This is a genomic window from Spirulina sp. LEGE 11439, from assembly GCF_059821285.1.
Genome location: NZ_JCAMRX010000020.1, coordinates 77,770 through 101,336 on the forward strand (window position 1 = coordinate 77,770; position 23,567 = coordinate 101,336).

General features: G+C 43.7%; 16 protein-coding genes. 5 read left to right on the plus strand and 11 right to left on the minus strand.

Features of this window, described 5'->3' with window-relative positions; all coding sequences use genetic code 11:
- Positions 1-27: 27 nt before the first annotated feature.
- Together cysC and speD are read left to right on the plus strand one after the other, a co-directional pair.
- On the plus strand, positions 28-558 hold the full coding sequence (cysC, locus tag AC6RV6_RS14955; protein WP_500241664.1) for an adenylyl-sulfate kinase: 531 nt from the start codon (positions 28-30) through the stop codon (positions 556-558).
- Between the two features lie 248 nt (positions 559-806).
- Entirely contained in the window at positions 807-1,226 is a 420-nt protein-coding gene (speD, locus tag AC6RV6_RS14960) for an adenosylmethionine decarboxylase (protein ID WP_500241680.1), read from the plus strand.
- Between the two features lie 82 nt (positions 1,227-1,308).
- Here speD and AC6RV6_RS14965 read toward each other — a convergent pair whose 3' ends face one another.
- The 4 genes from AC6RV6_RS14965 to AC6RV6_RS14980 form a co-directional block, all read right to left on the minus strand.
- Positions 1,309-1,869, minus strand: a complete 561-nt coding sequence (locus tag AC6RV6_RS14965; RefSeq protein ID WP_500241665.1) for an NUDIX hydrolase — start codon at positions 1,867-1,869, stop codon at positions 1,309-1,311.
- 224 nt (positions 1,870-2,093) lie between these two features.
- Complete coding sequence (locus AC6RV6_RS14970; protein ID WP_500241666.1) at positions 2,094-3,452, minus strand: hypothetical protein; 1,359 nt, start codon at positions 3,450-3,452, stop codon at positions 2,094-2,096.
- A gap of 208 nt (positions 3,453-3,660) precedes the next feature.
- A complete protein-coding gene (locus AC6RV6_RS14975; protein ID WP_500241681.1) occupies positions 3,661-4,260 on the minus strand; it encodes a glycoside hydrolase family 24 protein in 600 nt (199 codons plus the stop codon).
- Between the two features lie 129 nt (positions 4,261-4,389).
- Positions 4,390-5,046: an SDR family oxidoreductase gene (locus AC6RV6_RS14980; protein WP_500241667.1), complete on the minus strand. Its 657-nt coding sequence runs from the start codon at positions 5,044-5,046 to the stop codon at positions 4,390-4,392.
- 119 nt (positions 5,047-5,165) lie between these two features.
- Here AC6RV6_RS14980 and AC6RV6_RS14985 point away from each other — a divergent pair, with 119 nt between their 5' ends.
- Together AC6RV6_RS14985 and AC6RV6_RS14990 are read left to right on the plus strand one after the other, a co-directional pair.
- Positions 5,166-5,939 (plus strand): DUF1997 domain-containing protein, encoded by a 774-nt coding sequence (locus AC6RV6_RS14985; protein WP_500241668.1) that lies wholly within the window; start codon positions 5,166-5,168, stop codon positions 5,937-5,939.
- 117 nt (positions 5,940-6,056) lie between these two features.
- Entirely contained in the window at positions 6,057-6,176 is a 120-nt protein-coding gene (locus tag AC6RV6_RS14990) for a DUF1810 family protein (RefSeq protein WP_500241669.1), read from the plus strand.
- A 51-nt stretch (positions 6,177-6,227) separates the two neighbouring features.
- Here AC6RV6_RS14990 and AC6RV6_RS14995 read toward each other — a convergent pair whose 3' ends face one another.
- Complete coding sequence (locus tag AC6RV6_RS14995; RefSeq protein ID WP_500241670.1) at positions 6,228-6,707, minus strand: DUF4079 domain-containing protein; 480 nt, start codon at positions 6,705-6,707, stop codon at positions 6,228-6,230.
- Positions 6,708-6,867: 160 nt separating this feature from the next.
- On the opposite strand from AC6RV6_RS14995, the gene AC6RV6_RS15000 reads away from it, so the two are divergent.
- Positions 6,868-7,182, plus strand: coding sequence for a thioredoxin family protein (locus tag AC6RV6_RS15000; protein WP_500241671.1), 315 nt, complete (start codon positions 6,868-6,870; stop codon positions 7,180-7,182).
- Between the two features lie 37 nt (positions 7,183-7,219).
- Here the strand turns inward: AC6RV6_RS15000 and leuD are convergent, their stop codons facing one another.
- The 6 genes from leuD to AC6RV6_RS15030 form a co-directional block, all read right to left on the minus strand.
- Positions 7,220-7,813 (minus strand): 3-isopropylmalate dehydratase small subunit, encoded by a 594-nt coding sequence (gene leuD / locus AC6RV6_RS15005; RefSeq protein WP_500241672.1) that lies wholly within the window; start codon positions 7,811-7,813, stop codon positions 7,220-7,222.
- 111 nt (positions 7,814-7,924) lie between these two features.
- Positions 7,925-8,197, minus strand: a complete 273-nt coding sequence (locus AC6RV6_RS15010; RefSeq protein ID WP_500241682.1) for a DUF8620 family protein — start codon at positions 8,195-8,197, stop codon at positions 7,925-7,927.
- Between the two features lie 313 nt (positions 8,198-8,510).
- On the minus strand, positions 8,511-9,737 hold the full coding sequence (locus AC6RV6_RS15015; RefSeq protein ID WP_500241673.1) for a sensor histidine kinase: 1,227 nt from the start codon (positions 9,735-9,737) through the stop codon (positions 8,511-8,513).
- A gap of 219 nt (positions 9,738-9,956) precedes the next feature.
- Positions 9,957-15,407, minus strand: a complete 5,451-nt coding sequence (locus tag AC6RV6_RS15020) for a PAS domain S-box protein (RefSeq protein ID WP_500241674.1) — start codon at positions 15,405-15,407, stop codon at positions 9,957-9,959.
- Positions 15,408-15,422: 15 nt separating this feature from the next.
- Positions 15,423-23,096 (minus strand): PAS domain S-box protein, encoded by a 7,674-nt coding sequence (locus AC6RV6_RS15025; RefSeq protein ID WP_500241675.1) that lies wholly within the window; start codon positions 23,094-23,096, stop codon positions 15,423-15,425.
- Positions 23,097-23,216: 120 nt separating this feature from the next.
- Positions 23,217-23,477, minus strand: a complete 261-nt coding sequence (locus tag AC6RV6_RS15030) for a MoaD/ThiS family protein (RefSeq protein ID WP_500241676.1) — start codon at positions 23,475-23,477, stop codon at positions 23,217-23,219.
- Positions 23,478-23,567 lie beyond the last annotated feature (90 nt).

A 23,567-nucleotide genomic window follows, 5' to 3' on the forward strand; every position in this document is an offset into this window, starting at 1 on the left:
TTAACTGATAACTGGTGACTGTAAAAGATGGAACATAAAGGTGTAACGGTCTGGTTTACGGGTTTGAGTGGAGCCGGTAAAACAACAATCTCTCAACAAGTGGCTGAAGAATTGCGATCGCTTGGCTATAAATTAGAGGTTCTCGATGGCGATATTGTGCGAACGAACTTAACAAAGGGTTTGGGATTTAGCAAAGAAGACCGAGATGAAAATATTCGCCGCATTGGGTTCGTTTCTCATCTCTTAACCCGTAATGGCGTTATTGTTATCGTCTCTGCGATTTCTCCTTATCGGGAAATTCGCGAGGAAGTTCGCAAGCGCATTGGTAATTTTGCTGAGGTTTATGTGAATGCACCTTTGGAAGTTTGTGAAGAGAGAGATGTCAAAGGTCTCTATAAACGAGCAAGAGCAGGAGAAATCAAACAATTCACAGGAATTGACGATCCTTATGAACCTCCTTTAAATCCAGAAATTGAATGTCGTACGGATAAAGAAGATTTATCAGAAAGTATCAAGAACGTATTGGATGGGTTAAAAAAATTAGGCTATTTGAGTTAGGTTATTGGTTTCAGAATAAGGACACGAGCGATCGCAACTTAGTAATAGATATATCTAGCAAATACTAGGATATACCGAGAAAATACTAGAGCGTAAATTCACTGATTTTTGACCTACGAAATTTACGCAATCCTTGGCACAATGATATTTTTTTGCTGTCTTCCTCTTTTCGAGGGAGACACTTTTTTTAGCTGAATTTGTTAGAGTGAAGATTGATATCCCTTTCGTATGGAGAATCGATAAGAATGATGAAAAAAGTGGGAACCCATTTAGTTGTAGATGCGTGGCAGGCACCAGGAGATTATCTCAACGATCCCGAGCGGATTCGCCGTGCTTTGCTCGAAGCAATTGATTCTGGAGAAGCAACCCTGATTGATTTATGCGTTCATCAATTTAGTCCTCACGGTGTTACAGCAACTGCAACTTTAGCGGAATCCCATATTGCAATTCATACATGGCCCGAATATGGTTATTTTGCAGCAGATTTATTCTTTTGCGGGAGCGGCAAACCCAAGCAAGCGATGCAAGTTTTGCAAACGGTTTTGCAAGCGAAGGAAGTCGAAATGCGCGAGATCGATCGCGGTTTTCCCGAACGTGCATTGCGTCCTACCATCCAAAAAAGCTCTACAATCCAAAAAATATGGGAGCAAGAAATTGTAGGAGTGTAAGCGAGATCGCGCGATCGCGCGAGTTGTTATAAATTTAACAGTTAACAATTTTATTAGAGGAGAGAGTGCATTCACCCTCTCCTTATCTTCGTTGTTTATCAAGATAACTGAGACCTAAAAAAAGTGCAGATATTGTCCCAGCAACACAGATTTCCTGATTTTTGATTCGTTCTTCTATTTCTTCTAGAGGAATTAAAACTACCTCAATATCTTCGGTGATATCGAGTTTTTGCTTGCCGGAATAAATCGTATTTTCGGCAAGAAATAAATGAATTGTATTGGTATTTTTCACAGGATTGTCATATAGTGTTGCCAGCTTGATTAAATGTTCTGCATAATATCCCGTTTCTTCTTCTAATTCTCGTTTTGCCGCTTCCAGACTATTTTCCTGTTGAGACTCAAAACGTCCTGCGGGCAATTCTAATAAGATTTGACCGGTACCATGACGATATTGACGAACAAAAATAACATCGCGATCGCTGGTAATCGGAAAAACTAAAGCAATATCCGGACGAACATTGATAAAATAGTCTTCAACAATCGTACCATTGGGTAACTGTACGCAATCTTGTCGCACTCGACACCAAGGATTATCGAAAACAAATTGAGATTTTAAGGTTTTCCACTTTTCGATTTGACTCATTGTTACGGGTCGTTGGATGTTTTTTGAGAAGTCTTATTTTTTAGGAGCGCACTGCGCTAACTATTGGCTTTTTGCGATCGCAACAGGCGCAAAATTCGTAATCTTAGCATATTACATTCTGAGGTGTGGAATGAGGTATCTAAACTTGTATCCAGTACAGCTTAGTTTGCTCGATCTGTTGGGCTACTGAAATCTCCTCCCTCAACGGAGTAGAGAGAGTATGTTCACTCAGTTACATTGCCTGCTGGGTCTACCAATATAGGATCTGAAGCTCCGTGTCTAACTATGTGTAAACGTGTAAGTCCAAAAGCGTTGATAAATTGGTCGTACTGTTCGTCACCTCGATGCAAATAAGATGGGAGGTGATAGATATGAGCGGTGTGGGCCGCAGCAGCTAAATTCCTAAATGCTCCGAGGTTGCTCCATCTCGTGGGATTCATAAAAGCGTGCTCCGAGTCAATATGAGCCAGCGTTCGCGTGTTGCCAGGTCCGAGTAGAATGACCCCTACACATCCTGCAAAACCGTAGCTTTGAAGTGTTGTATAATCATCGTTCGTAGTTGTGTATCCGGGATTACCCAAACCACCCATCGGGACGAACTCAGTACGGGGTATCGGCACATCCTCCCCAACAGGTACCGGCACATCCTCCCCAACAGGTACCGGCACATCCTCCTCAACAGGTACCGGCACATCCTCCTCAACAGGTACTGGCTCATCCTCCTTAACAGGTGCCGGCTCATCCTCCTTAACATCCTGACCTTTAAAACAACCTCTTTGAATTACGTTGGATTTTTCTCTTGTCTCGATCGACATTGCTAGGCTGTCAGAATCGAGCTTTCTTTGTACGCTTTGACTTTCAAGCATCTTGTGCTGTACTACCATTTCTGGAGAAGGGACGATGCCTTCTCCTTCTTGTTGGGATATATCTTCTGGGAGTTCGACGATCTGACCAGTTTTTACTTGCTCTTGGAATCCTTTTCTAGCTCGCTCACAAACTTTATCAATTAACTCGTTAGCATCAGTAACTTCTGAGGCCGAAGCATATTTGCATACCGCACGTTCTATGTGATAGCTATCTTTTCCTTGATAACGCTCGAACCATCGTTCTATGTAAGGGCATCCTTTCACAGTGAGATTCGTTCCCTTATACGCTTCTGTACCAACTTTGTAAATGTCTTGGTATAACTGCTTGAGGAATTCACTTTTGGTCATCTGTCCTGATGACAGGTCGCTCGTAACATCTTCAACGATTATTGTTGAGGTTTCTTGGGGTTTCTGCGGCTTGTCTTTTCGTTGGATTTGGCGAGACTGCTGCACCACATTTATTGCCATCCGATCGGCTTCCTGCTCATCCTTATCGTTGGGTTCGCCGATCGCCAATTTCGCTTGCACTTTCGCAGTATCTCGCAATTTTTCCAACAGACTCGGCATTCCACTTCCTCCCGGTTTCCATTCTGGGAGCTCTTTCTTCGGTTTCTTCGCTGCTTTGGGTTGAATAACAGGTGGTGGGCTAAACCGAGGCTGTTTTTTAACCAAGGAAGATGCTTGGGAGAAAATTCGCGTTTGGTACTGACGATTCATGACAATACTGAGAACAAGATTGGGCGCTATTTAGCGTAATTTAATCACAACAAATTTTCTTCCTGCTAGAAAAAAGCACAAAACTTTATCTTGGCGTAATGTTTAGAAAAGCAATCGTGAAGTGCCAAGATGAGGAGATAAAGTTCCGATTTTGGGTTTGGACTCGGCACAATGACTATTTTTAAGGACAGAAATCGAACATTTAAACTTAAAAATGTCCCAAAAGTTCCGACTCTTTGTTTAATTCTTCTTTAAGCATATTTTGATAAATATTGGGCAAGCGATCGCTCATAGAATTCGTTTCAATGCCATAACCCAAACTCGTCCAAGTTCCTGAAAGCAGGCGCAAAACCTCTTTGATTTTCCCGTCTTGCAACATTTGGGAAATGTCGGTATTCCATGCCTTTGCATCCTTCAACCATTCATAAACCACAGCATCTTGATATTGTGGTTCAAAACTATAGGTCGTCCACCAAAATAACCCCGAGGGTTTGGGGTGGTAGCGTTCGGCTTTTTCCTGCCAAGTGGTATTGATAAATTGATAGCGACCCGCCGCCGTTGTACAATTCCCTTGATTGGGTCCCGTGACAATAGGAACGCACCATTCCGGATGCTGACTGAGATCTGTAATGCGCCGACCGCCATAAATAATCGTATAGGGTTCGGGGTCGTTGGCTTCGCTGGCGGTAATAGTACGCATGAGGGCGCGAATGTGTGGATCGCCTCCTTCCATCACGAGGGGCTGGGTCCCCGCGATCGCATAAGATTTTTGTGTTTTTTGGCCGCGATCGGGTTGCGGTTGAAACATAAACACTAAAAATAATAATGCGATCGCACTGCCAACAGTGACGCAAACCGAGATAAGAGAATTAGAAAAAGGTTTAGATATGGTCATGGAACAAGTATGAGGAAGGTGAGGGCTGTTCATCCTTTATCTTTACGCTTTTTGGAAAAGTGCCTGCCAGTCTTGAGGTTGCGCGTCGGGTTGGGCAATAATCTCAACGATTTTATTGTGAGAAGCGGTTTCAAAAAGTGCCGCAACTGCAACTTGCGCCACTTTTAATCGAGGAATTCTGCCACTAAATAAGGTATCGGCCCCCGCAGCCACGATCGCATCGCTATTGTCCTCATCGAGTAAACCCCCCGGACGGACGATAGTATAAGTTAAGCCGCTATTTTGCAGATCTTTTTCTGCTTGACTTTTCCAGTACAGCACCAACCAAAATAAATTCAAAGGATGAAAAAATTGCGAAACACAGAGGGAAGATACAAGCACGAAATGCTCGATTTCGGCAATTTTAGCAGCATCAATTAAATTATTCGTTCCCCAGTAGTCCACCCGAAAGGGTTCGGTAAAATCCAATGAGGGCATTGCACCTACTGCCGAAAAAACAGCATTACAGCCTTTCATTGCATTGGTCAGGCGATCGCGATCGGCCAAATCTCCTACAACAAGTTCAATGTTGGCGGGTAATAATTCCTTCGCCTTAGCTGCATCTCGGACTAAAGCAACGACGGAAATTTCCTTCTCCGTTAGAACTTGAACGATACGTTTACCCGTCCGTCCGGTTGCTCCGGCTACAAATACTTTCAAAATCCTACCTCCTTTATAAACACTTTATCTATTGACCCTTGCGGGTTGGGAATAATGAGTTAAGTTGAAAAAAGAAAGAACTCTACCTCAACTATTTTATTGTCCCTCGAGGGTGTCTCATGCAGCAATCGCAATGTACCGAAAGCATTACCGCCGCCGTTGAAATTTCCGCCGAGGAGAAGATTGACAGGCGATCGCGAGAATTGTTAGAAGAAGTATCTCTAGAAGAAGAAACTGTAGAGGGAGAGGCTTTTGTTATGGCAGGGGAAATTCCCCCAGAAGAACTGGAAATCTCTTCTCAATCGCCGTTTAACTTTGAAACCCATTTTCGCGGTTTAATGGGCATGGCTGCCGATATGGAAACGGTAGCCGACTATTTAAATGCCCATGAAGGTTGGTTTTGTCGTTGCGCCCAACCGATGACCGCAGAATCGTTTGGGGAAAATGGCTATATTTTGACCGTGGGAAAATTTAAGTCTTTTGGGTATGAAGTCGAACCCAAAATGGCGGTTGTGCTATTACCTCCTGAAGATGGGTTGTATCTGATGCACAGCGTTGAAGTTCCCGACTATACCTCTTTTGGTTATGATGTGAATTACACTTCCTCTTTAACTTTGGAAGAAGTTTCCGGACAAGATGTGGACTGGAATACAATTGATGCAACAACTGTAACCAAAGTGGAATGGCAACTGCATCTATTTGTGACGATTCAATTTCCTAAGTTTATTTATAAGTTGCCCCAAAATTTGTTGCAAACTACTGGCGATCGCTTACTCTCTCAAATCGTGCGCCAAATTTCCCCTCGTCTAACTTACAAAGTGCAAAAAGACTTTCACGATCGCATGAGTTTGCCTCTTCCCCCTAAAGCCTCTCGCCAATTATTACGATTGTAGAACGGATTCGTTATTCCTCTCCGTTAAGCTGGCTCGGGTGGCTAAACTGAGACAGAATATCCTCGCAAGCATTGGCGATCGCTTTGAGAAAATGTATTTCTTGATGAGGAATTCTCAATGACTCTATTTGCGAGTTTCTCAAAGCCCAATTCTGTTTTTATTCGCGTCCTTGAAAAGTATTTCTCTGGGGAGCAAGATGTTAAAACACTGCAAATCTTAGAGAAACTCGATAGATAAAAGCGATTGAGGGTAGGTAATAACCTACCCTCAATCGCTTTTGTTATTGCTTTAAATTACACCCATTAAACCGAGAAGTTTCTGCACGATTTGCATCCCTGTAATTGCCTGCCAGCCAAATAACCCCAATAAGGTTAAATTGATGGAAATATGAGTGTAACGCGCGATCGCATTACCTTTCTGCATAAAGGGAACTAAAGAAGCCGAAACCGCGATCGCTACAGTCATGCCCAAACCCACCAGCAAGTGAGGTTGCACGAAGAGTTTGTCATTATTAATGTAAGTGACAGCCATACCGCCAACGGTTCCCATCACCATAAAAGCCAGCAGTGCAGAGCCAATTTGGTAATGACGGGTGTTAAAATTCTTCTTGACCAGTTCTTTTCGCGTATCCTTGTCCGCTTCGCGAGTGCGCTTGATGCCAATGCCGAGATAGAGAGCATAAATGCACAAACCTAGTAACATCCACATTAAAACAGGATGGAAAAATTGCGAGTAGGTTTTGACGGCTTCTGGAATTTCAAAACTCATAGGTGTCCTCTCGTCCTATAAAAATTACTGATTTAATAAAGTTAACATATTCTTCACATTTTGTAATCTATGAGAATTCTGATGAAGGATAGAGGGAGGAAGGGTAAATTTTTTGCAAAAATAGGAAAGCAACGATCGCACCTAGGAGTAAAACCAAAAGATGAGTCGAGCGGTAATTAAATTTTCTTCGGAAGACTGCGGCATCTGTCACAAAATGTCTTTTTACGACCAAAAAGTCGCTCAAGAGTTGGGCTTGGATTTCGTCGATGTCAAAATGCAGGATACAGCAACTTATCGCAAGTATCGCAAAATTTTATTAAGTCAATATCCGGATAAGGAAGGTATGGGCTGGCCAACTTATCTCATTTGTGACTCTCCTGAAGGTGAATTCTCGATCTTGGGAGAAGTCAAAGGCGGACATCCGAAAGGAGAATTTCGCACTCGTTTAAAAACTGTTTTAGAAGAAGCAGCATAAGGGCTTTTTATATGGGCGAGTATTCCCGCCCAAATCCTTAACTTGCCCAAGCGATATAGGGCAAACCTTTTGCTGTACTTTTAACTTGTTCTGCATTCGCGACCAATTGCCCGCAACTGTCCCATTTTCCGGTTAGGAACATTTGCCGCACTCCTTCTCCCATCTGTAGGGGAAGAGTGAAATTATCACAATGGATTTCCATTTTCTCCAGATTCACGGAAATTGCCGCCTCGGGGTTTTGTGCTAACTTATCTTGCAATTGTCCCACGGCTTCAGGGGTTGCCGTCACGCAGGGAATGCCTAAAGCGACGCAGTTACCCAAGAAAATTTCAGCAAAACTTTCTCCCACGATCGCATTTATTCCCCAACGCAGTAGAGCTTGTGGAGCGTGTTCTCGAGAGGAGCCGCAACCGAAATTCCCATTCGCAACCAGAACATTAGCCCCTTGATATTGAGGTAGATCGAACGGATGTTCTCCGTTGGTTTGTTGGCGATCGTCGGCAAATACTTGTTCTCCGAGGCCGTCAAAAGTCACGCAGCGTAAAAAACGGGCGGGAATAATGCGATCGGTATCGATATCGTTGCCTTTCAGAGGAATACCTCGACCGGAGATAGTTTTAACTTCACTCATCTTTGTTGTTTGTCTTGATCGATCTGAAAATCGCGCAATCTTTGCAGAAGCATTTCAGGGTAGATTGATATTTTACCGAATTACGAGACAAAGTGGGAAAATAATTCTTCCTTATTCAGATTGAAAACGTTGGGAAATCTTCTTGATTAACCAAGTTAACAAGGCACCCAAAAACAAAATTCCGATGGCGGGATTAAAAACCGGATACCATAGTTTGTACCAAATTTCCCAGCCCAAAGGAATTCCCGCAGACCGTCCGACGATCGCGATCGCAAACCACAAAAAACCCAGCAAGACGACAAAAACATCAATCACTAAGATTCGCTCTAACCCATTAATAATTTTTTCGCTCATTTTCATTTTCTTGGTTCCTCTCGACTGAATTAAGTTTACGGCAAATAGATTGCAATTATCATGCCAATTGTTTTTCCTTATAGAGTTTACTGTTAATCCGGAAATCCCTCCTCTGATAGACAGAAAATCTTAATTTATCGTTTAAATTTATTTACTATCATCGGCAATAACTCACCTGAACCCAGAAGGAGGACAAAATGCAACAGGAAGATCGAGAAGTTCTTTGGGTTACTTTGAGCGCAACCCTTGCAGCACTCTTGGCAGAGTTAGCTTTAACATTTTAAGTCAGAAATTTCTGCATTTCTAGCGATCGCTAGATTCTTCATGTTTGCTAATAACCGATTCAAGTCGGAGCAATGCCAATCGGAAGAATAATGATAAAATCGCTACCTTCACCCACTTTAGAAACGCATTCTAGGTTTCCTCCGTGCTGTTCGACAATAATTGAGTAGCTGGTACTCAATCCCAAACCTTTTCCCGATCCGATCGCTTTTGTCGTAAAAAAGGGTTCAAAAATTTTCGGTAATATATTGGCTTTAATTCCTATCCCATTATCAGAAAATTTAATCGCGATTGTGCCATTCTCGGCGATTATATTGGTACTGATTTTTATTTTCCCTAGATTGCGATCGTCTGCGGTAATGGCATCAATAGCATTATTAACAATATGAAAAAAAACTTGATTGATTTGACCGGGATAACAAGTAATTTCGGGTAAATCCCCATAGTTTTTAATTAATTCAATATTGGTGAATTTACTTTTTAAAATAGATAAGGTACTCTCGATACCTTCATGGATATTCACTTGTTTTTGTTGGGCTTCATCCAGCCGAGAAAAATTGCGTAGAGAATGAACAATTTCTTGAATGCGTTTTGCACCATTTTTCATAGATTCAAGAACGGAAGGAAAATCTGTACTCATAAATTCTAAATCAAGATTTTCAGATGCCTCTACTAATTGTGTATCTTGAGAATGGCTCGCTAAACTAGCAAGTTCGAGTAATTCCTCTGCATAACTTTTAGCATGGTCTAAATTCCCGCGAATAAAGGTGACGGGATTATTGATTTCGTGAGCGACTCCGGCCACCAATTGACCCAAAGATGACATTTTTTCCGCTTGAATGAGTTGAATTTGAGTCTTTTGTAAATCCTTTAAAGTATGATTGAGTTTTTGATTGGCCGTACTGAGTTGTTGTTGAGCTTCGTATAATCTTAAACCCGCTCGCACTCGAGCGAGTAACTCGGTTTTATCAATAGGTTTGGTAAGGAAGTCATCAGCACCGGCATCTAATCCTTTGACGCGATCGCTAACTTCTCCTTTGGCAGAAAGTAAAATAAAAAAAGTTGCTGCCAGTTGAGGATCTTGTTTGAGAGTCCGACATACTTCCAAACCATCATACTCCGGCATCATCCAATCGCAGAGAATCAGAGAAGGAGAAACTTGTTTTGCCAGTGCGATCGCTTCTGCTCCATCAGTTGCTTCAACTGTTTCGTATCCCCCTTGATGAAGCTGTCTTTTTAAAAGCAGCCGAGTGGTCGAGTGATCGTCAGCAATCAAAATTTTTATCATCAGTCTCGAGTAGGATATGCCAACATGATTTTAAAAGAACTCTCATGCTCGTTTCCCATTACAAAATACTCAGAAGGCGAGGAAAGTAAATCCATTATTACATTAATAGCAGCTTATTGAAATGTATTACAAGATGTAATATGAACTTCAAAGGTCTACACTAATTAATATTTGTTTAGACTTTCTTTCAGTCTTGTTTCGGATTGGTTTTTTGATTTTTCACTCATTAAAACACCCTTCCTGTTGTAAAAATGCTTTGATTTGCAGGAAACTATTTTCAACTTGAGACAATAACACCGAGATTGATGCAGATTCAAGTTCGTTGTTCCTCGCGAAATCCTCTAACTGTCTGGAAACTGCTAACACTTGCGATGCACCGATACTAGCTGCACCGCCTTTAATGCGATGAACGTGACGTTCTAGAGCGATCGCATCCCGAGCGGCAAAAGCTTGCCGTGCTTTGTCGAGATCGCTTTCTGCATCGCTTAAAAAAGATTGTATCAATTCGAGTTGAAAGGCGCGATCGCCATCGGTAATCTCATCGAGATATTCGCGATCGATAGTGATTGGTTGTGGGTTATTGTTGGTTGGTTGTGGGTTATTGTTGATTCTCTCACGAGTAACGGAAGAAGTCCATTTTGTCAATATTGCCGCTAAATCTTTGACGGCAACAGGTTTGGAAAGATAATCATCCATCCCGGCTGCAAGGCATTTCTCGCGATCGCCTTTCATGGCATAAGCCGTCAACCCAATAATGAGAGTATGGCGAGATTCTCCTTCTCGCTCTCGTAGGGCGCGAGTAGCGCGATATCCATCCAATACGGGCATCTGACAATCCATAAACACCAAATCGCAATCTTGCTGGTTTAAATAATCCAACGCCTCTTGACCGTTATTAACACAATTGGCTTGATAGCCCAGCAAGCGTAATTGATTTAATAACACCTTTTGATTGACCAGCGTATCTTCTACCAACAAAATTTTAGCGGGATTTAAAGGGACAGACTTACGAATGTTTCCTTGAGGGAACATCAGCGATCGCACCTCAAAATCTTGTTTGCCATTAAATATCTCCAGCAAACAAGCATGCAAGCGAGAAGATCCCGTGGGTTTAGTTAAAAATCCATTAAACCCGATCGCCTCGCAACGACTCATCAGATCGCCGCGTTCCACAGAAGTCATTAAAATTAATTTAATCTTATTAAAATCCGATTCACTGCGGATCAATTGCCCGAGAGCTTCTCCCGTCATCTGGGGCATTTGCCAATCGATGAGAACCGCATCGGGCAAGCGATCGGCTTTGGCCGCCTCCCGAAGTTGTTGGAGTGCCGCCACACCATTATCAGTTTCCTCGACCCTCATGCCCCAAGCGATCGCCTCTAAACGCACAAATTTACGATTGGTGGGATTATCATCAACGACAAGAATCGTTTTTCCTTGCAGGCTGGAATCAGCCGGGGAAGCAATGATATTATCCTCAAGAAACTTGCCGCTACCAGCCTTCAGGAATACCGTAAACCAAAACGTAGAGCCTTCCCCAGTTATACTATTAACTCCGATCTCTCCCCCCATCAATTCCACCAATTGCTTACAGATCGCTAGACCCAGCCCCGTCCCGCCATATTTGCGAGTGGTGGAAGCATCGACCTGAGAAAAAGAGCGAAACAATTTAGCACCATCTTCTGGGGCGATCCCGATCCCTGTATCCTTGATGGCAAAACGTAAAGCGATCGGTGGTAAAGTTGCCAGAGGAACGGGAAAAGGGGGAGAGGTGGAAACCGATACGGATACATCCCCCGTATTGGTGAACTTAATGGCATTGCCAATGAGATTAATTAAAACCTGACGCAAGCGGGTTGCATCGCCTTCCAGAAATTGAGGAACGTCAGGTTCGACCGAGTATCCCAACTCTAATCCTTTCGTATTGATTTGTGGGGTAAATAAATCCAATAAATCTTCGAGTAGTTTCTTGAGATCGAACTCGCGTACATCCAAACGCATTTCTCCGGCTTCGAGTTTGGAAAAATCGAGAATATCGTTAATTAAAGTAAGAAGAGACTCGCCACTGGTTCTCAGCGTTTTTACAAAATCTAATTGTTCTTCAGTCAGATCCGTGGTTAGCAATAATTCTGTCATACCCAATACGCCATTCATGGGGGTACGAATTTCGTGACTCATATTGGCGAGGAATTGAGATTTGAGGCGAGCATTTTCCAAAGCAGCTTCTCGGGCTTGCACCAGTTCGTCGATCGCCACAGAAGCAATGACAATGCCACCAATTTCATTTTCCCCCAAATACCACGGTTGTAGCGCCCACCGGAGATAGATTTTTTTGCCATCTGCTCTTGACCATAATTCTTCGGAATTAGCGAGAACTTCTCCTTGCAAACCTCGTTCGTAAAATTGTTTCCATTCTTCTTTTAGATCCGAAAAGATTTCATAATGGTTTTGACCGATGAGAGAATGTTCTCGATCCAATCCATAATCTTCTATCCATTTATTACTGTAGGCGAGATAGTTCATCTCGCGATCGAATAATGCCATTGCAACCGGAGCATTAATCACAATTTGCTGTAGTTGTTGGCGTTCTTGTTCTAAGGCACTTTCATAGCGTTTTCGTTCGGTAATATCCCGTTGAACCGTAGCAAAATAGAGAGGGTTTCTAGTTTGGCGATCGCGGATGAGAAACATATTCATCTCGACTTCGATCGCCTCCCCAGTTTGAAAATGCTTTAATTTTGTCTCTCCCGTCCATTGCCCAGTTTCTAAGGTATTTTTCAGGACAGTATTATGGATAAAATCCCAATCTGAGGCAAAGAAATAATCGGGGATTTTTTGGGAGCGAGCCTCCTCAATATTAGCTAATCCGATGAGATTGCATCCTCCTTGATTGAGATAAAAAGTTTGACCGTCGAGATCGGCTACACTAATAAAATCTTGGCTATTTTCTACCAGTAAGGCCAATTTATATTGTTCCGATTCAGCTTGTATGCGGATGAGGGTATTCGCAAAAATTTCTCCCACGACTTTTAATAAATTGATGGTTTCTTGCGCCCATATTTTTACCTCTGTGACTCCATCAAAAGCCAAAAATCCCAATAAGCGATCGCTGCCGGCAATGGGAATCGTTAATAAGGATTGAATGGTAAATCTTTGTAAAATTTCTTGTTCTGCTTTCGCCTCTGGAGGCAGATCGGCAACGGTCATATCAAGGGTTTCTAAACGTTTGAGCCGTTCCATAAACCAAGGCACGATCGCTACGGGAATATTTTGCGTCTGTTCAAGGGTTGGGGAAATCCCTTCGGCGCACCATTCGTGAGTTTTACTGTAGGTTTCCTCTTGAGAAAATTGAAAAACGCCACCGCGATCGCAGCCTGTAAATTTACAGATTTTTTCTAGAGCTTGCACGATCGCTTCATCCAATTCGCTAGCATTGATATTAATCAAGCGGCTAGATATTTGCGTAATCAGTTGTTCTAGATTGGCACGATATTTCAACGCTTCTGCTGTGCGCTGACGCTGCCGCATTTCTGCTTGTAATTGTTCTGTCCGTTCCGTGACTAAATCTTCTAAATGTTCTTGATAGCGTTGCAATTGTTCTTGGGCTGTTTTTCGCTCGGAAATATCTGCGATCGCTCCCACATAGCCGATGATTTCTCTATTTTCTCCTCGGATTGCTCCTGCTTGTGCTAATACCCAAAACTCTTCTCCTGTCGGTTTAACCATACGATATTCTGAGGTGAGAAACGTATCGTTTTGATTGGACTCTTCCCATTCTTGAAAGACGCGTTGGATATCTTCGGGATGAATTGCACGCACCCATCCATCGCCTCGAGCTTCTTCTCCACTTAACCCCGTGAGTTCGCACCAACGACGATTAACATAAATATTTTTCCCTTCGGCATTGGCTTCAAAAATACCGAGAGGAGAGGCTTCTGATAGCGTTTTAAAACGATTTTCGCTCTCTCGTAAAGATTTTGCGATCGCTTTCTGTTCGCTAATTTTTACTTCTAACTCTCGGGTTCGTTCTTCGACTCTTGCTTCTAAGACTTGATTAACATCTTTTAATGTGCTAAATTGTTCTTGCAATGTGTCTGCCATTTGTTGAAAATTAGTGACTAGCGTGTTAATTTCCCAGACAGGACTGCGCTTCCAAATCAAGGTTTCTCGCTCGAGCAATTTTTCCGGTAAATTCGTAGTTTTCTCAGCAAGTTGGGTAATCGGCAACATGAGTTTCTGACTGAGAAATTGCGCTAAAATAGCAGCAAAAAAGGCAAGACAAGAACCGATCGCTAAATCTAAAGTGTAGAATAAATGTAAATGATCGATATAAAAAGTCGGTAAAGCCTCAATTGCGATCGTCCAAGGAAAATCAAATCCAAACGGTACTTCCTGACGATAAAAAGAGCGTCGCCAGCGTAATATAGTTGATAAATTTGGATCTTTGGGAAGCCAATGAACAATTGAATTTGTCTGAGAAACTTCAGTATTAAATTCAGCTTTGAGTTGCCGGGCATTTTGGGTTTCGGGGCTACCGATAATTTTGTTTCCTTGGCGATCGAATAGGGCGAGGCGCAATTCAAAGTTGCGAGAGTCAATTTCTTCGAGATATTCTTCCCATTCATCAAATTCTGTTAAAGAAATTTTACCGAGAAGAGAACCTAAATTTTTTCGTTCTTTTGTGATATTAATTTTGAGATAAAAAGCTGATGTATTGGGATCGAAAGCTGCCAAAGTTTCGGCTTTTAAAACATCAAAAGTTAAGGGGAAATAATCCTCAGCAATCCGATCGATATTTTCGGTTTTTTCTAAATCATTACTTGGAGATGAAGCGAAAATATTTCCTTGTTCGTCAATCGCGACAATATAGAGAAACGCGGGAAAAATACTGTTGATTTTTCTCAGAAATAGGCTTAAGTCATTTGCCGGCTCTTCTCTTGCTTTTATGAATTCATCAATCGCGCCATTGAGTCCGGCTGCATTAACTTTTATTTCTTCCCCTAAATCATCTGAGAAGTGTACCAATATCGGCTTAAATTCATCGTTAATTTTATATTCAATATTCTGAATTTCATGCCTACTGTCAATCGCAAAAATCAATAAAGCAGGTATAAAAATAAACCCAAAAAACAAATTAAATAATATTTGTTGAAAAGAAAGAGTATGGTGCTTGCTTTCTTTTTTGAGCCATTTTTGTAAAGGAAGATACGATCGAATTAAAGTTGCAAAAAAAGCATTAAAAATACCATTAACAGGTTGTTTGAAAATAATCAACCAGACCGTAATGGCAGGAAATTGTAAAATTTGAGAATAAAATAGCCATCCTAAAGGACAGCCAATAAAAAGCCAAAACAAAAGATCGAGGGCGACAATATTACGCTCCCATCGCTGCCAGCAGAAGCCCACGATCGCAGTTTCTGCAACAAAAATAACCCAAGCATAAGGATGTCCCCAGAGGGCAATCGTATAGGTATTGATAATGAGAGAGACTAAAATTCCCCAACCCGTACCATAGAGAAATAAAGTCAACCAAACAGCAATACTCCCAAACAGAAAGTCAACCCCAAAGAAGAGAGGAAAATGATAATAGTTGCCCAATTCTCCCAAAATTGTGAGAATGAATAATACGATCGCATCTTTTGTCGTCAAAGAAGAAAATATTTTTTTCATCCGTTTGATGGTAAATTAAGAGTCTAATTCTATTTTTACACGATTTAAAATTTGTTCGATTTCCTTGAGAATTAGAGCGATCGCTTCTCGATTCCGTTGCGATGCACTGGCAACTAATTGAGTCGCCAAATCGGGAATAAGCCTGACTGCAACACTCTCTGCTGCCCCTTTAAAAGAATTCCCTCTCTGAACTAAGTCGATATAGTTTTCTGCTAAAAATGCAGTATTTGCCGCTTGCAATTCTGTCTCGATATCGATCGCAAATGAATTCAATAAGTCTACTTCAAAAGTGCGATCGCCTCCTGAAATGCTTTGTAAAAATTCGCGATCGATGATTGGTTGGTTGATGGTTGGTGGTTGGTTGGTGGTTGGTGGTGGTTGGTAGTTGGTTGGTTGTTGGTTGTTGGCTATTAAGTATTGCTGAACATCTTCAATGAGTCTTTCAATTTCTGCGAGAAGGCGATCGGGATTTTCTAATTGATTTTCTCTGGCTTGTCGTTCTAATGTTGCTGAAACTTGCGCTAATTCTGTAATCGCTAAATTCGCTGCTGCCCCTTTAATCCGATGTGTTTTTCGTTCGAGACTCGGCATATCTCTCTCTTTTAATGCTTCTTTGGCTTGCACTAAATCTATCCGTGCATCATCAATAAACGATCGCAATAATTCTTCTTGAAATTCGCGATCGCCATCCGTAATCGCATCTAATTGTTCTTTGTCAATGAGTTGTTGGTTATAGGTTGCACTTGCACTGGTGACTGGTGACGGGTGACTGGTGACTGGTAACTGGTGACGGGTGACTGGTAACTGGTGACTGGTGACTGGTAACTGGTGACGGGTGACGGGTGACGGGTGACGGGTGACTGGTAACTGGTGACGGGTAACTGAAGAAATCCATTTTTTCAAAATTGCTGCTAAATCATCCTTAGAAACAGGTTTAGCCAGATAATCATCCATCCCTGCCTCGAGACATTTTTCGCGATCGCCTTTCATGGCATAAGCCGTCAAACCGACAATAATTGTATGTCCTTCGTCTCCTTCTTGCTGCCGCAGGATTTGAGTAGCCTGATAGCCATCCATGACCGGCATTTGACAATCCATAAAAATCAGGGCGTAATTGCCTTGTTCCCATTGTGCCAATGCCTCGCGCCCATCATTGGCACAATCTGCCTCATAACCCAATAGTCGTAATTGATTTAACACTACTTTTTGATTGACGGGAGTATCTTCCGCCACCAAAATTTGACCGGCGATCGCGGTGGTCGGAATTTCTGACTCGGCAAAAAGAGTAATCTCTCGTTCCTTCGGAGAGGCGATCGGAGGAGGGGCCGCGATCGCGGAGGAAGGGTCTTTTTCCACCACCTCGAGCAAGCCATTTAATAAACGCGAAGCGACAATCGGTTTCAGAAAATACCCATCTAAGCCAATTTCCCGCAGCCGAGCCATGAGATCGACATCATCGAGAGAAGTCATCATAATCAATCGCGTTGCCGCGATATCGGCTTCGCTGCGAATTTGCCGAGCCAACATTTCCCCAGTCATCTCTGGCATTTGCATATCCAATAGTGCGAGATCGTAAGGTTTGCCCAGCACTGCAGCCAAGCGCAGGATCGCGAGGGCAATAGTTCCGGTTTGCGCCTCGTCCACCTCCATTCCCCATGCCTTTGCTTGCAAGCATACGACCTTGCGATTAGTCGCATTATCATCGACAACGAGTAACTTCTTCCCAGCGAGGGCAGCGATCGAAACTCGTGCATTTTTGCGAGGGGGAATATTTTCCTCCTCCTCGGGAGTTAAAGACTCAAAAATGGCAGTAAACCAAAACGTAGAACCGCGATCGCTGCTACTCTTCATGCCAATATCACCGCCCATTAACTGCACCAATTCTTTACAGATCGCCAGTCCCAACCCCGTTCCCCCATACTTGCGAGTATTGGAGGCATCTACCTGTGAGAAAGAACGAAATAGTTTCTTTTGCCCCTCGGGAGAAATACCAATTCCCGTATCTTTGATAGAAAAACGCAATTTGTAATGTTTAAGGGGTTGCTCGCCCTCATTTCCTATTGAGTCAGGGAATTCCTCAGAGATGGGAGGGTCGTTCATTTCTCCCTTGCTAGGGCTGGGTGATGGGTGACGGGTGACGGTCAATATAACTTCGCCGCTTTCGGTAAATTTGAGAGCATTGCCGAGGAGATTCGTGAGGATTTGGCGCAAGCGGGCTGCATCCCCCTTGAGGGAGAGAGGAACATCTCGTTCGATGATGCAAGCCAGTTCTAAGCCTTTCGCGCGGCTTTGAGGGGCAAATAAATCTAATAATTCTTCGATCGCGTCATTCAGATCGAATCCATGAGGATTTAAACGCATTTCACCAGCTTCGAGTTTGGAAAAATCTAAAATATCGTTGATAATCGTCAGTAAATTTTCGCCACTACTTCTTAGGGTTCGGACAAAATCTAACTGTTTTCGATTGAGAGGTGTGTTTAATAATAACTCGGTCATGCCCAAGACCCCATTCATAGGGGTACGAATTTCGTGGCTCATGTTAGCAAGGAATTGAGATTTGAGTCGGGCGGCTTCTAGGGCAGCTTCTCGGGCTTGGACTAATTCATCAATGCGATCCGTGACCATTACGATCCCGCCGATCGCCCCATCGCTTTCGTACCAAGGATGCAATGCCCAGCGCAAATAAAATTTTTTCCCGTCTTCGCGATGGAAGATATCCTCGGGATGAGAGAGTTTTTCGCCTTGTAGAGCGCTTTGGTGTGCCTCTCGCCAGCGATCGGGAATATCGGCGAAAATATCGTAATAATGCCAACCCACGAGGGGCATATCGGGGAGTTCGTAGTCCGTCAGCCAGCGATCGCTATGGGCAAGAAAATTCATTTGGCGATCGAACATGGCCATGGCAACGGGGGCATTCTTGACAATTTGTTGGAGTTGTCGGCGTTCCCGTTCGAGGTTGGCTTCGTAGTGCTTTTGCTCGGTGACATCATGGGCAACTGCATAGATCATACCTTCTTGGGGAAATGAGGTGGAATTCCATGCCAGCCACTTATAGGAGCCATCTTTGCATTGATAGCGATTCTCAAAGTAAACAATATTGTTGCCTGCCGCAAGTTGTTCTGCTGCTTCTAGAGTCGCAATGCGATCGTCTGGGTGTACGAATTCGATAAACGGGCGAGCTATAAGTTCTGCTGGGGTATAACCTAAAGTTCCTTCCCATGAAGGGTTGAGCCGTGTGAAGAAGCCATCGAAGCCCGCAATGCAAAGTAGATCGATGGATTGGGTAAAAAAGCGATCGCGTTCCATTTCCGCCCGCTTGCGATCGCTAATATCTCGCACCATGGCCAAGACTTCATCCTCTCCACAAGGCACGATCCGCACTTCTTCATCCCAAATTTTTGCCCCTTCGTTTAGTTGGTATTCGTAAACTTGAGGTTCTCCCAGTCTGAGCGATCGCTTTGCATACTCTATCCACTCTCGGGCGCGATCGGGGGGAAGAATATCGTGTAGATTGGCATTCTTTTGCATAAGATCGGGTTTAAATAACTCGACTTGACCGCCGCTAATCACATCCAGATAGGTCCCGTCGGTTCTCATGCGAATCAAAAGATCGGGAATGGCTTGAATGAGGATGCGATTTTTAGCTTCGCTTTGGCGCAACTCTGCTTCAGCCCGCTTGCGATCGCCAATATCCCGAATCATTATTAATACCTCATCTTCCCCGCAAGATACGATTCGCGCTTCTTCATCCCACACCTGCTCATCTTTCACCAGTTGATATTCATAGATTTGAGGTTGCCCGGTAGCGAGGGCTTGGTGAATGTAATCCATGCGCTCTCGAGCCGCATCAGGGGGTAAGATTTCCCAAACACTGGCTTTTTGGTTGGTCTTCTCGGGGTTGAATAATGGGACTTGCCCCTGACTCAAAATGTTCGAGCAAATACCATCTGCGCTAACTTGGAAGAGTAAATCGGGAATGGCTTGAATCAGAGCGCGATTTCTTGCTTCGCTTTGGCGTAACTCTGCTTCAGCCCGTTTGCGATCGCCAATATCCCGAACCATGACCAAGACTTCATCTTCCTTGTAAGGGACGATCCGCGCTTCTTCTTCTAAAATTGTCTCGTTTAAAACCAATTGATATTCATAAATTTGCGCTTCTCCAGTGGCGAGGGCGCGGTCAATATAGCCCATGCGTTCCTCTGCCTTCTCTTGGGGAAGAATATCGTAAATATTAGCCACTCCTCCTCTGAGTTCTGGATAAAAGATTTCTTCAACCCGTCCCCCGCAAATCATTTCCAGATACGTGCCATTAGCGTTCATGCGAATGAGCAAATCGGGAATAGATTCGATCAGGGCGCGTTGTTTGGCTTCGCTGTGGCGCAATTCTAATTCGGCTTGCTTGCGATCGCTAATTTTGCGAATGATACATACGGCTTGATCTTCAGAAAAAGGTACGGTACGACATTCAAAGGATTCTTCGCGATCGTCGATCGTGAGGGTGTATTCAACGGCGACTACGGATTTCTCCTCTCGGGCGCGATTGATACTTGCTTGAATTTTTTCGGCGATCGCTTCTGGGACAACTTCCGTCAAATTCTTGCCTAAAAATGCCTCGGGGGATACATATAAGTCAGCAAAATTTGAGGATTTATAATCTAAATATATCCCGTCGGCAGACATCCGGAAAAATAGATCGGGAATGGCCTCAAAAATGGCTTGCAACTCAGCATTTTTCTGAGCGAGGGTGGCTTCGGCGGTTTTGCGATCGCTAATATCCCGACTGATGCCGATAATCCCCAACAATTCTCCGTCTGCCCCGATAAAAGGGGTTTTCAGGGTATCGATAGGAATGCGCGTGCCATCGGGATAGGTTGCCCATTCTTCATGGCCTTGGGAACATTCGGTTTCGAGAACTTGGCGATCGCGTTCTCTCACGGCTAAAGCTAATTCCCGAGACTCAAATAGTTCGAAGTCCGTGCGATCGACGATTTCGGCTTCGGAATGTCCCAACAACTCAGCAAACGCTAGATTGCATCCTAAATAAACGCCATCGCAGTCTTTATAAAAAATGTAATCGGGAATGGAATCGATCAAACAACGCAGGAAGGCACGTTCGCGCTTGAGGGTTTCTTCAATTTTCTTGCGTGCGGTAATATTGCTGGTAATGCCATCAATCCGCAAGGGCTGTCCGGTTTCATCATAAGTGACTCGCCCGTGATAGGAAATCCAGCGTATCGTTCCATCGGGGCAAAGAATGCGATATTCGAGTTGGCGATCGCCCACTGCGAGCAATATCTGCGTTTCGTCTTGCACCCGTTGGCGATCGTCGGGATGCGTAGACTCGATCCACAAGTTGGAGTCGGCAATAAATTCTTCTCCTTTGCGCCCGAAAATCTTTTCCACGGCAGCATTAATATAAGTCAATTGCCAGCTTTTTGCGTCAAAAGACCAGACAATATCTTCCAATGAGGCCATGATGCGATCTAATTCTGCTTGGACTTCTTGTTTAGCGGCAGTAGTGGCTTGTAATTGGGCTTCGGCGGCTTTGCGATCGCTAATATCTTGAAAAATACTGACAAAATGTTTGGGGTTTCCTTCAATTGTCCAAACCAAGGAAACCGTAAGATGCGTCCAAACCGGGGAGCCATCTTTTCGGATGTAGCGTTTTTCGAGGGAATAGGTGTCTCTCTCGCGTCGCAATAACTGGTTAACGCGTTCGATACTAATTTCGGCATCCTCGGGGTGAGTAATTTCGCGGAAGTTTAATTGCAATAATTCCTCGGGACTGTAGCCCAAAATCTGACAGAGTTTTTGGTTAACCCGAGCAAATTTGCCATTGGGGTATATTTGAGCGATGCCCACTGCTGCTTGTTCGAAAGTATGGCGAAAGCGTTCTTCGCTGTCTTGGAGGGCGAGTTGCGTGGAAATGCGATCGCGAATATCCCGAATAAAAGCGCAAATATAGGCTTGTCCGTCAAATTCGATGGTATTGGCAAGAATTTCAACGGGAATAAAATCACCGTCTTGGGTTTGCAAAACTGATTCGAGTGTCAGCGATCGCTGTTGCTGAGCCTGTTCCCAGAAGTCCAGCCAATGGGGTTGAGAAAAATTGGGATCGAGAGCAAAAATACTTAAATCGAGCAGTTCCTCTTGAGAATAACGACTAATCGTGCAAGCGGCTTCATTCACCCGCACGAATTGCCCGCGATCGTCGATCCAAATAATAATTTCGGCGGCATTATCTACGGCAAATTGTGTAAAACGCAATTCCCGTTCGATACGCTTGCGATCGCTGATATCTCGCTTAATTCCCACATAACAGGTGGGTTCGCCGCTTTCATCTCGGATGGTAAAAGCCGAAATATCGAGATCGTAGCTTTCTCCGCTTTTGGCCCGAGAGGCAACCTCTCCGCGATAAATGCCTGTTGCGGCCAGTTCTCCCGCGATCGCGCCAAAAACTTCATTGCCAAGATGAATGCTAGGGGTTTCCTTCTCTAATTCCTCATTCGTATAGCCAACTAAATCAGCATGGGCGCGATTTTGTTCGAGATAGTAACCGGAAGGATCGATAATGGCGATCGCATCGTTGGCATTGGCAACAATTTCCCGATACAGTTTGAGTTGTTCTTCTGATTGTTTGCGATCGCTGACATCGCGAACAATCCCCGATACTCCCGATATCTCTCCTGCTGCCGTCACCTGTACATTGGCAAACACTTCTAACCAGCGAATGCTACCATCCACGTGCATCCATTTCATTTGGCAATGACTGGCGGAACTATGACCGTTTATCAGCGCCTCAAACTCCGCGATCGCTCTTGAGCGATCGCCGGGATGGATGAACTCAAAAGCATTTCTCCCGAGGGTTTCTGGGAGTTTGTAACCGAGAATATCCTGCCACGCTGGGTTGAGAAAAAGCCAATTGCCTTCGCGATCGGTTTGAAAGATAATTTCTTTACTGCTCTCAATAACAGAACGATAGCGGGCTTCGCTCTCTTTTAAATCTTCTTGCGATTGTTGCCGGCGAGCGATCTCTTGATGGAGTTCTGCGTTTTTGGCTTCTAATTCTGCGGTTCTTTTCCGCACTAATACTTCTAAATTTTCTCGCTCTTGACGCAATTGTATTTCGGCTTGTTGGCGGCGAGCAACTTCTGTTTCTAGCTCCCCTAGGGTACTCTGCAAATTGGCGGTTCGTCGATTCAATTCTGCATCGAGTTCTTCTGAAGCTTGCCGGAGCAATTCCTCAATTTTACTGCGTTCGATAGAATAGTGTAACGTGCGAATTAATAAACGGCTGCTGAGTTCCCCTTTCAGTAAATAATCTTGCGCTCCCACTTGAATCGCTTTCATGGCAATTTCTTCGTCTTCCAATCCCGTCAGAACCACGATCGGCGGTAAGGTTTGCCATTGTAGCGATCGCATGGTCTCTGAGGAGTTAGGACGACAAGCAAGACTTTCTTGCTTGAGGTGCGTTAATGTTTCTAAACCCCGACTGTCTGGAAGAAAGAGATCGAGCAGGATTGCATCGAAGCGAATATCTTTGAGGGAGGCGATCGCTTTGGCTAAAGTTTTAACGCAGGTGAGTTCAATTGCAAAGTTCGGAATATTTAACAGTAAAATTTTTAATAATCTCGTATCGACAAGATTATCTTCTACTAAAAGAATTTGATAGCTTGTATTTTCGTTCATCGTTTCGTTCCGAAAATCCCGCGATAAGCCTTGAGAAATGCAAAATCCCTTAAATCAAGGTTACTCATTCTGATAGTTTAACCTCTTTAACTGATTTCCCGTTCCTTCATTGATAATTGTTTATCGTTTTGTGGAGATGCCGCCGCTAACGGGAGGGATTAGAACTACTTCATCTTTGTCTTTTAAAAGAGTACTGCTCTCGACAAAATTAAGATTAACACCGAAACGAGTAACTTCTCGCCATCGTTCTAAGTGAGGGTGCTGTGCGATCGCTTTTTCCAACACGGCGGAAACAGGCGTATTATCGGGAAACTCCCAACACATTTCGGCACACTGATAAGCCTCTTGATAAGCCGCAAAGAATTTAACTGTCACGATCATTTTTGTTATTAGTTATTGATAACTGGTGACTGGTAATTGGTGACTGGTGACTGGTGACTGGTGACTGGTGACTGGTGACTGGTGACTGGT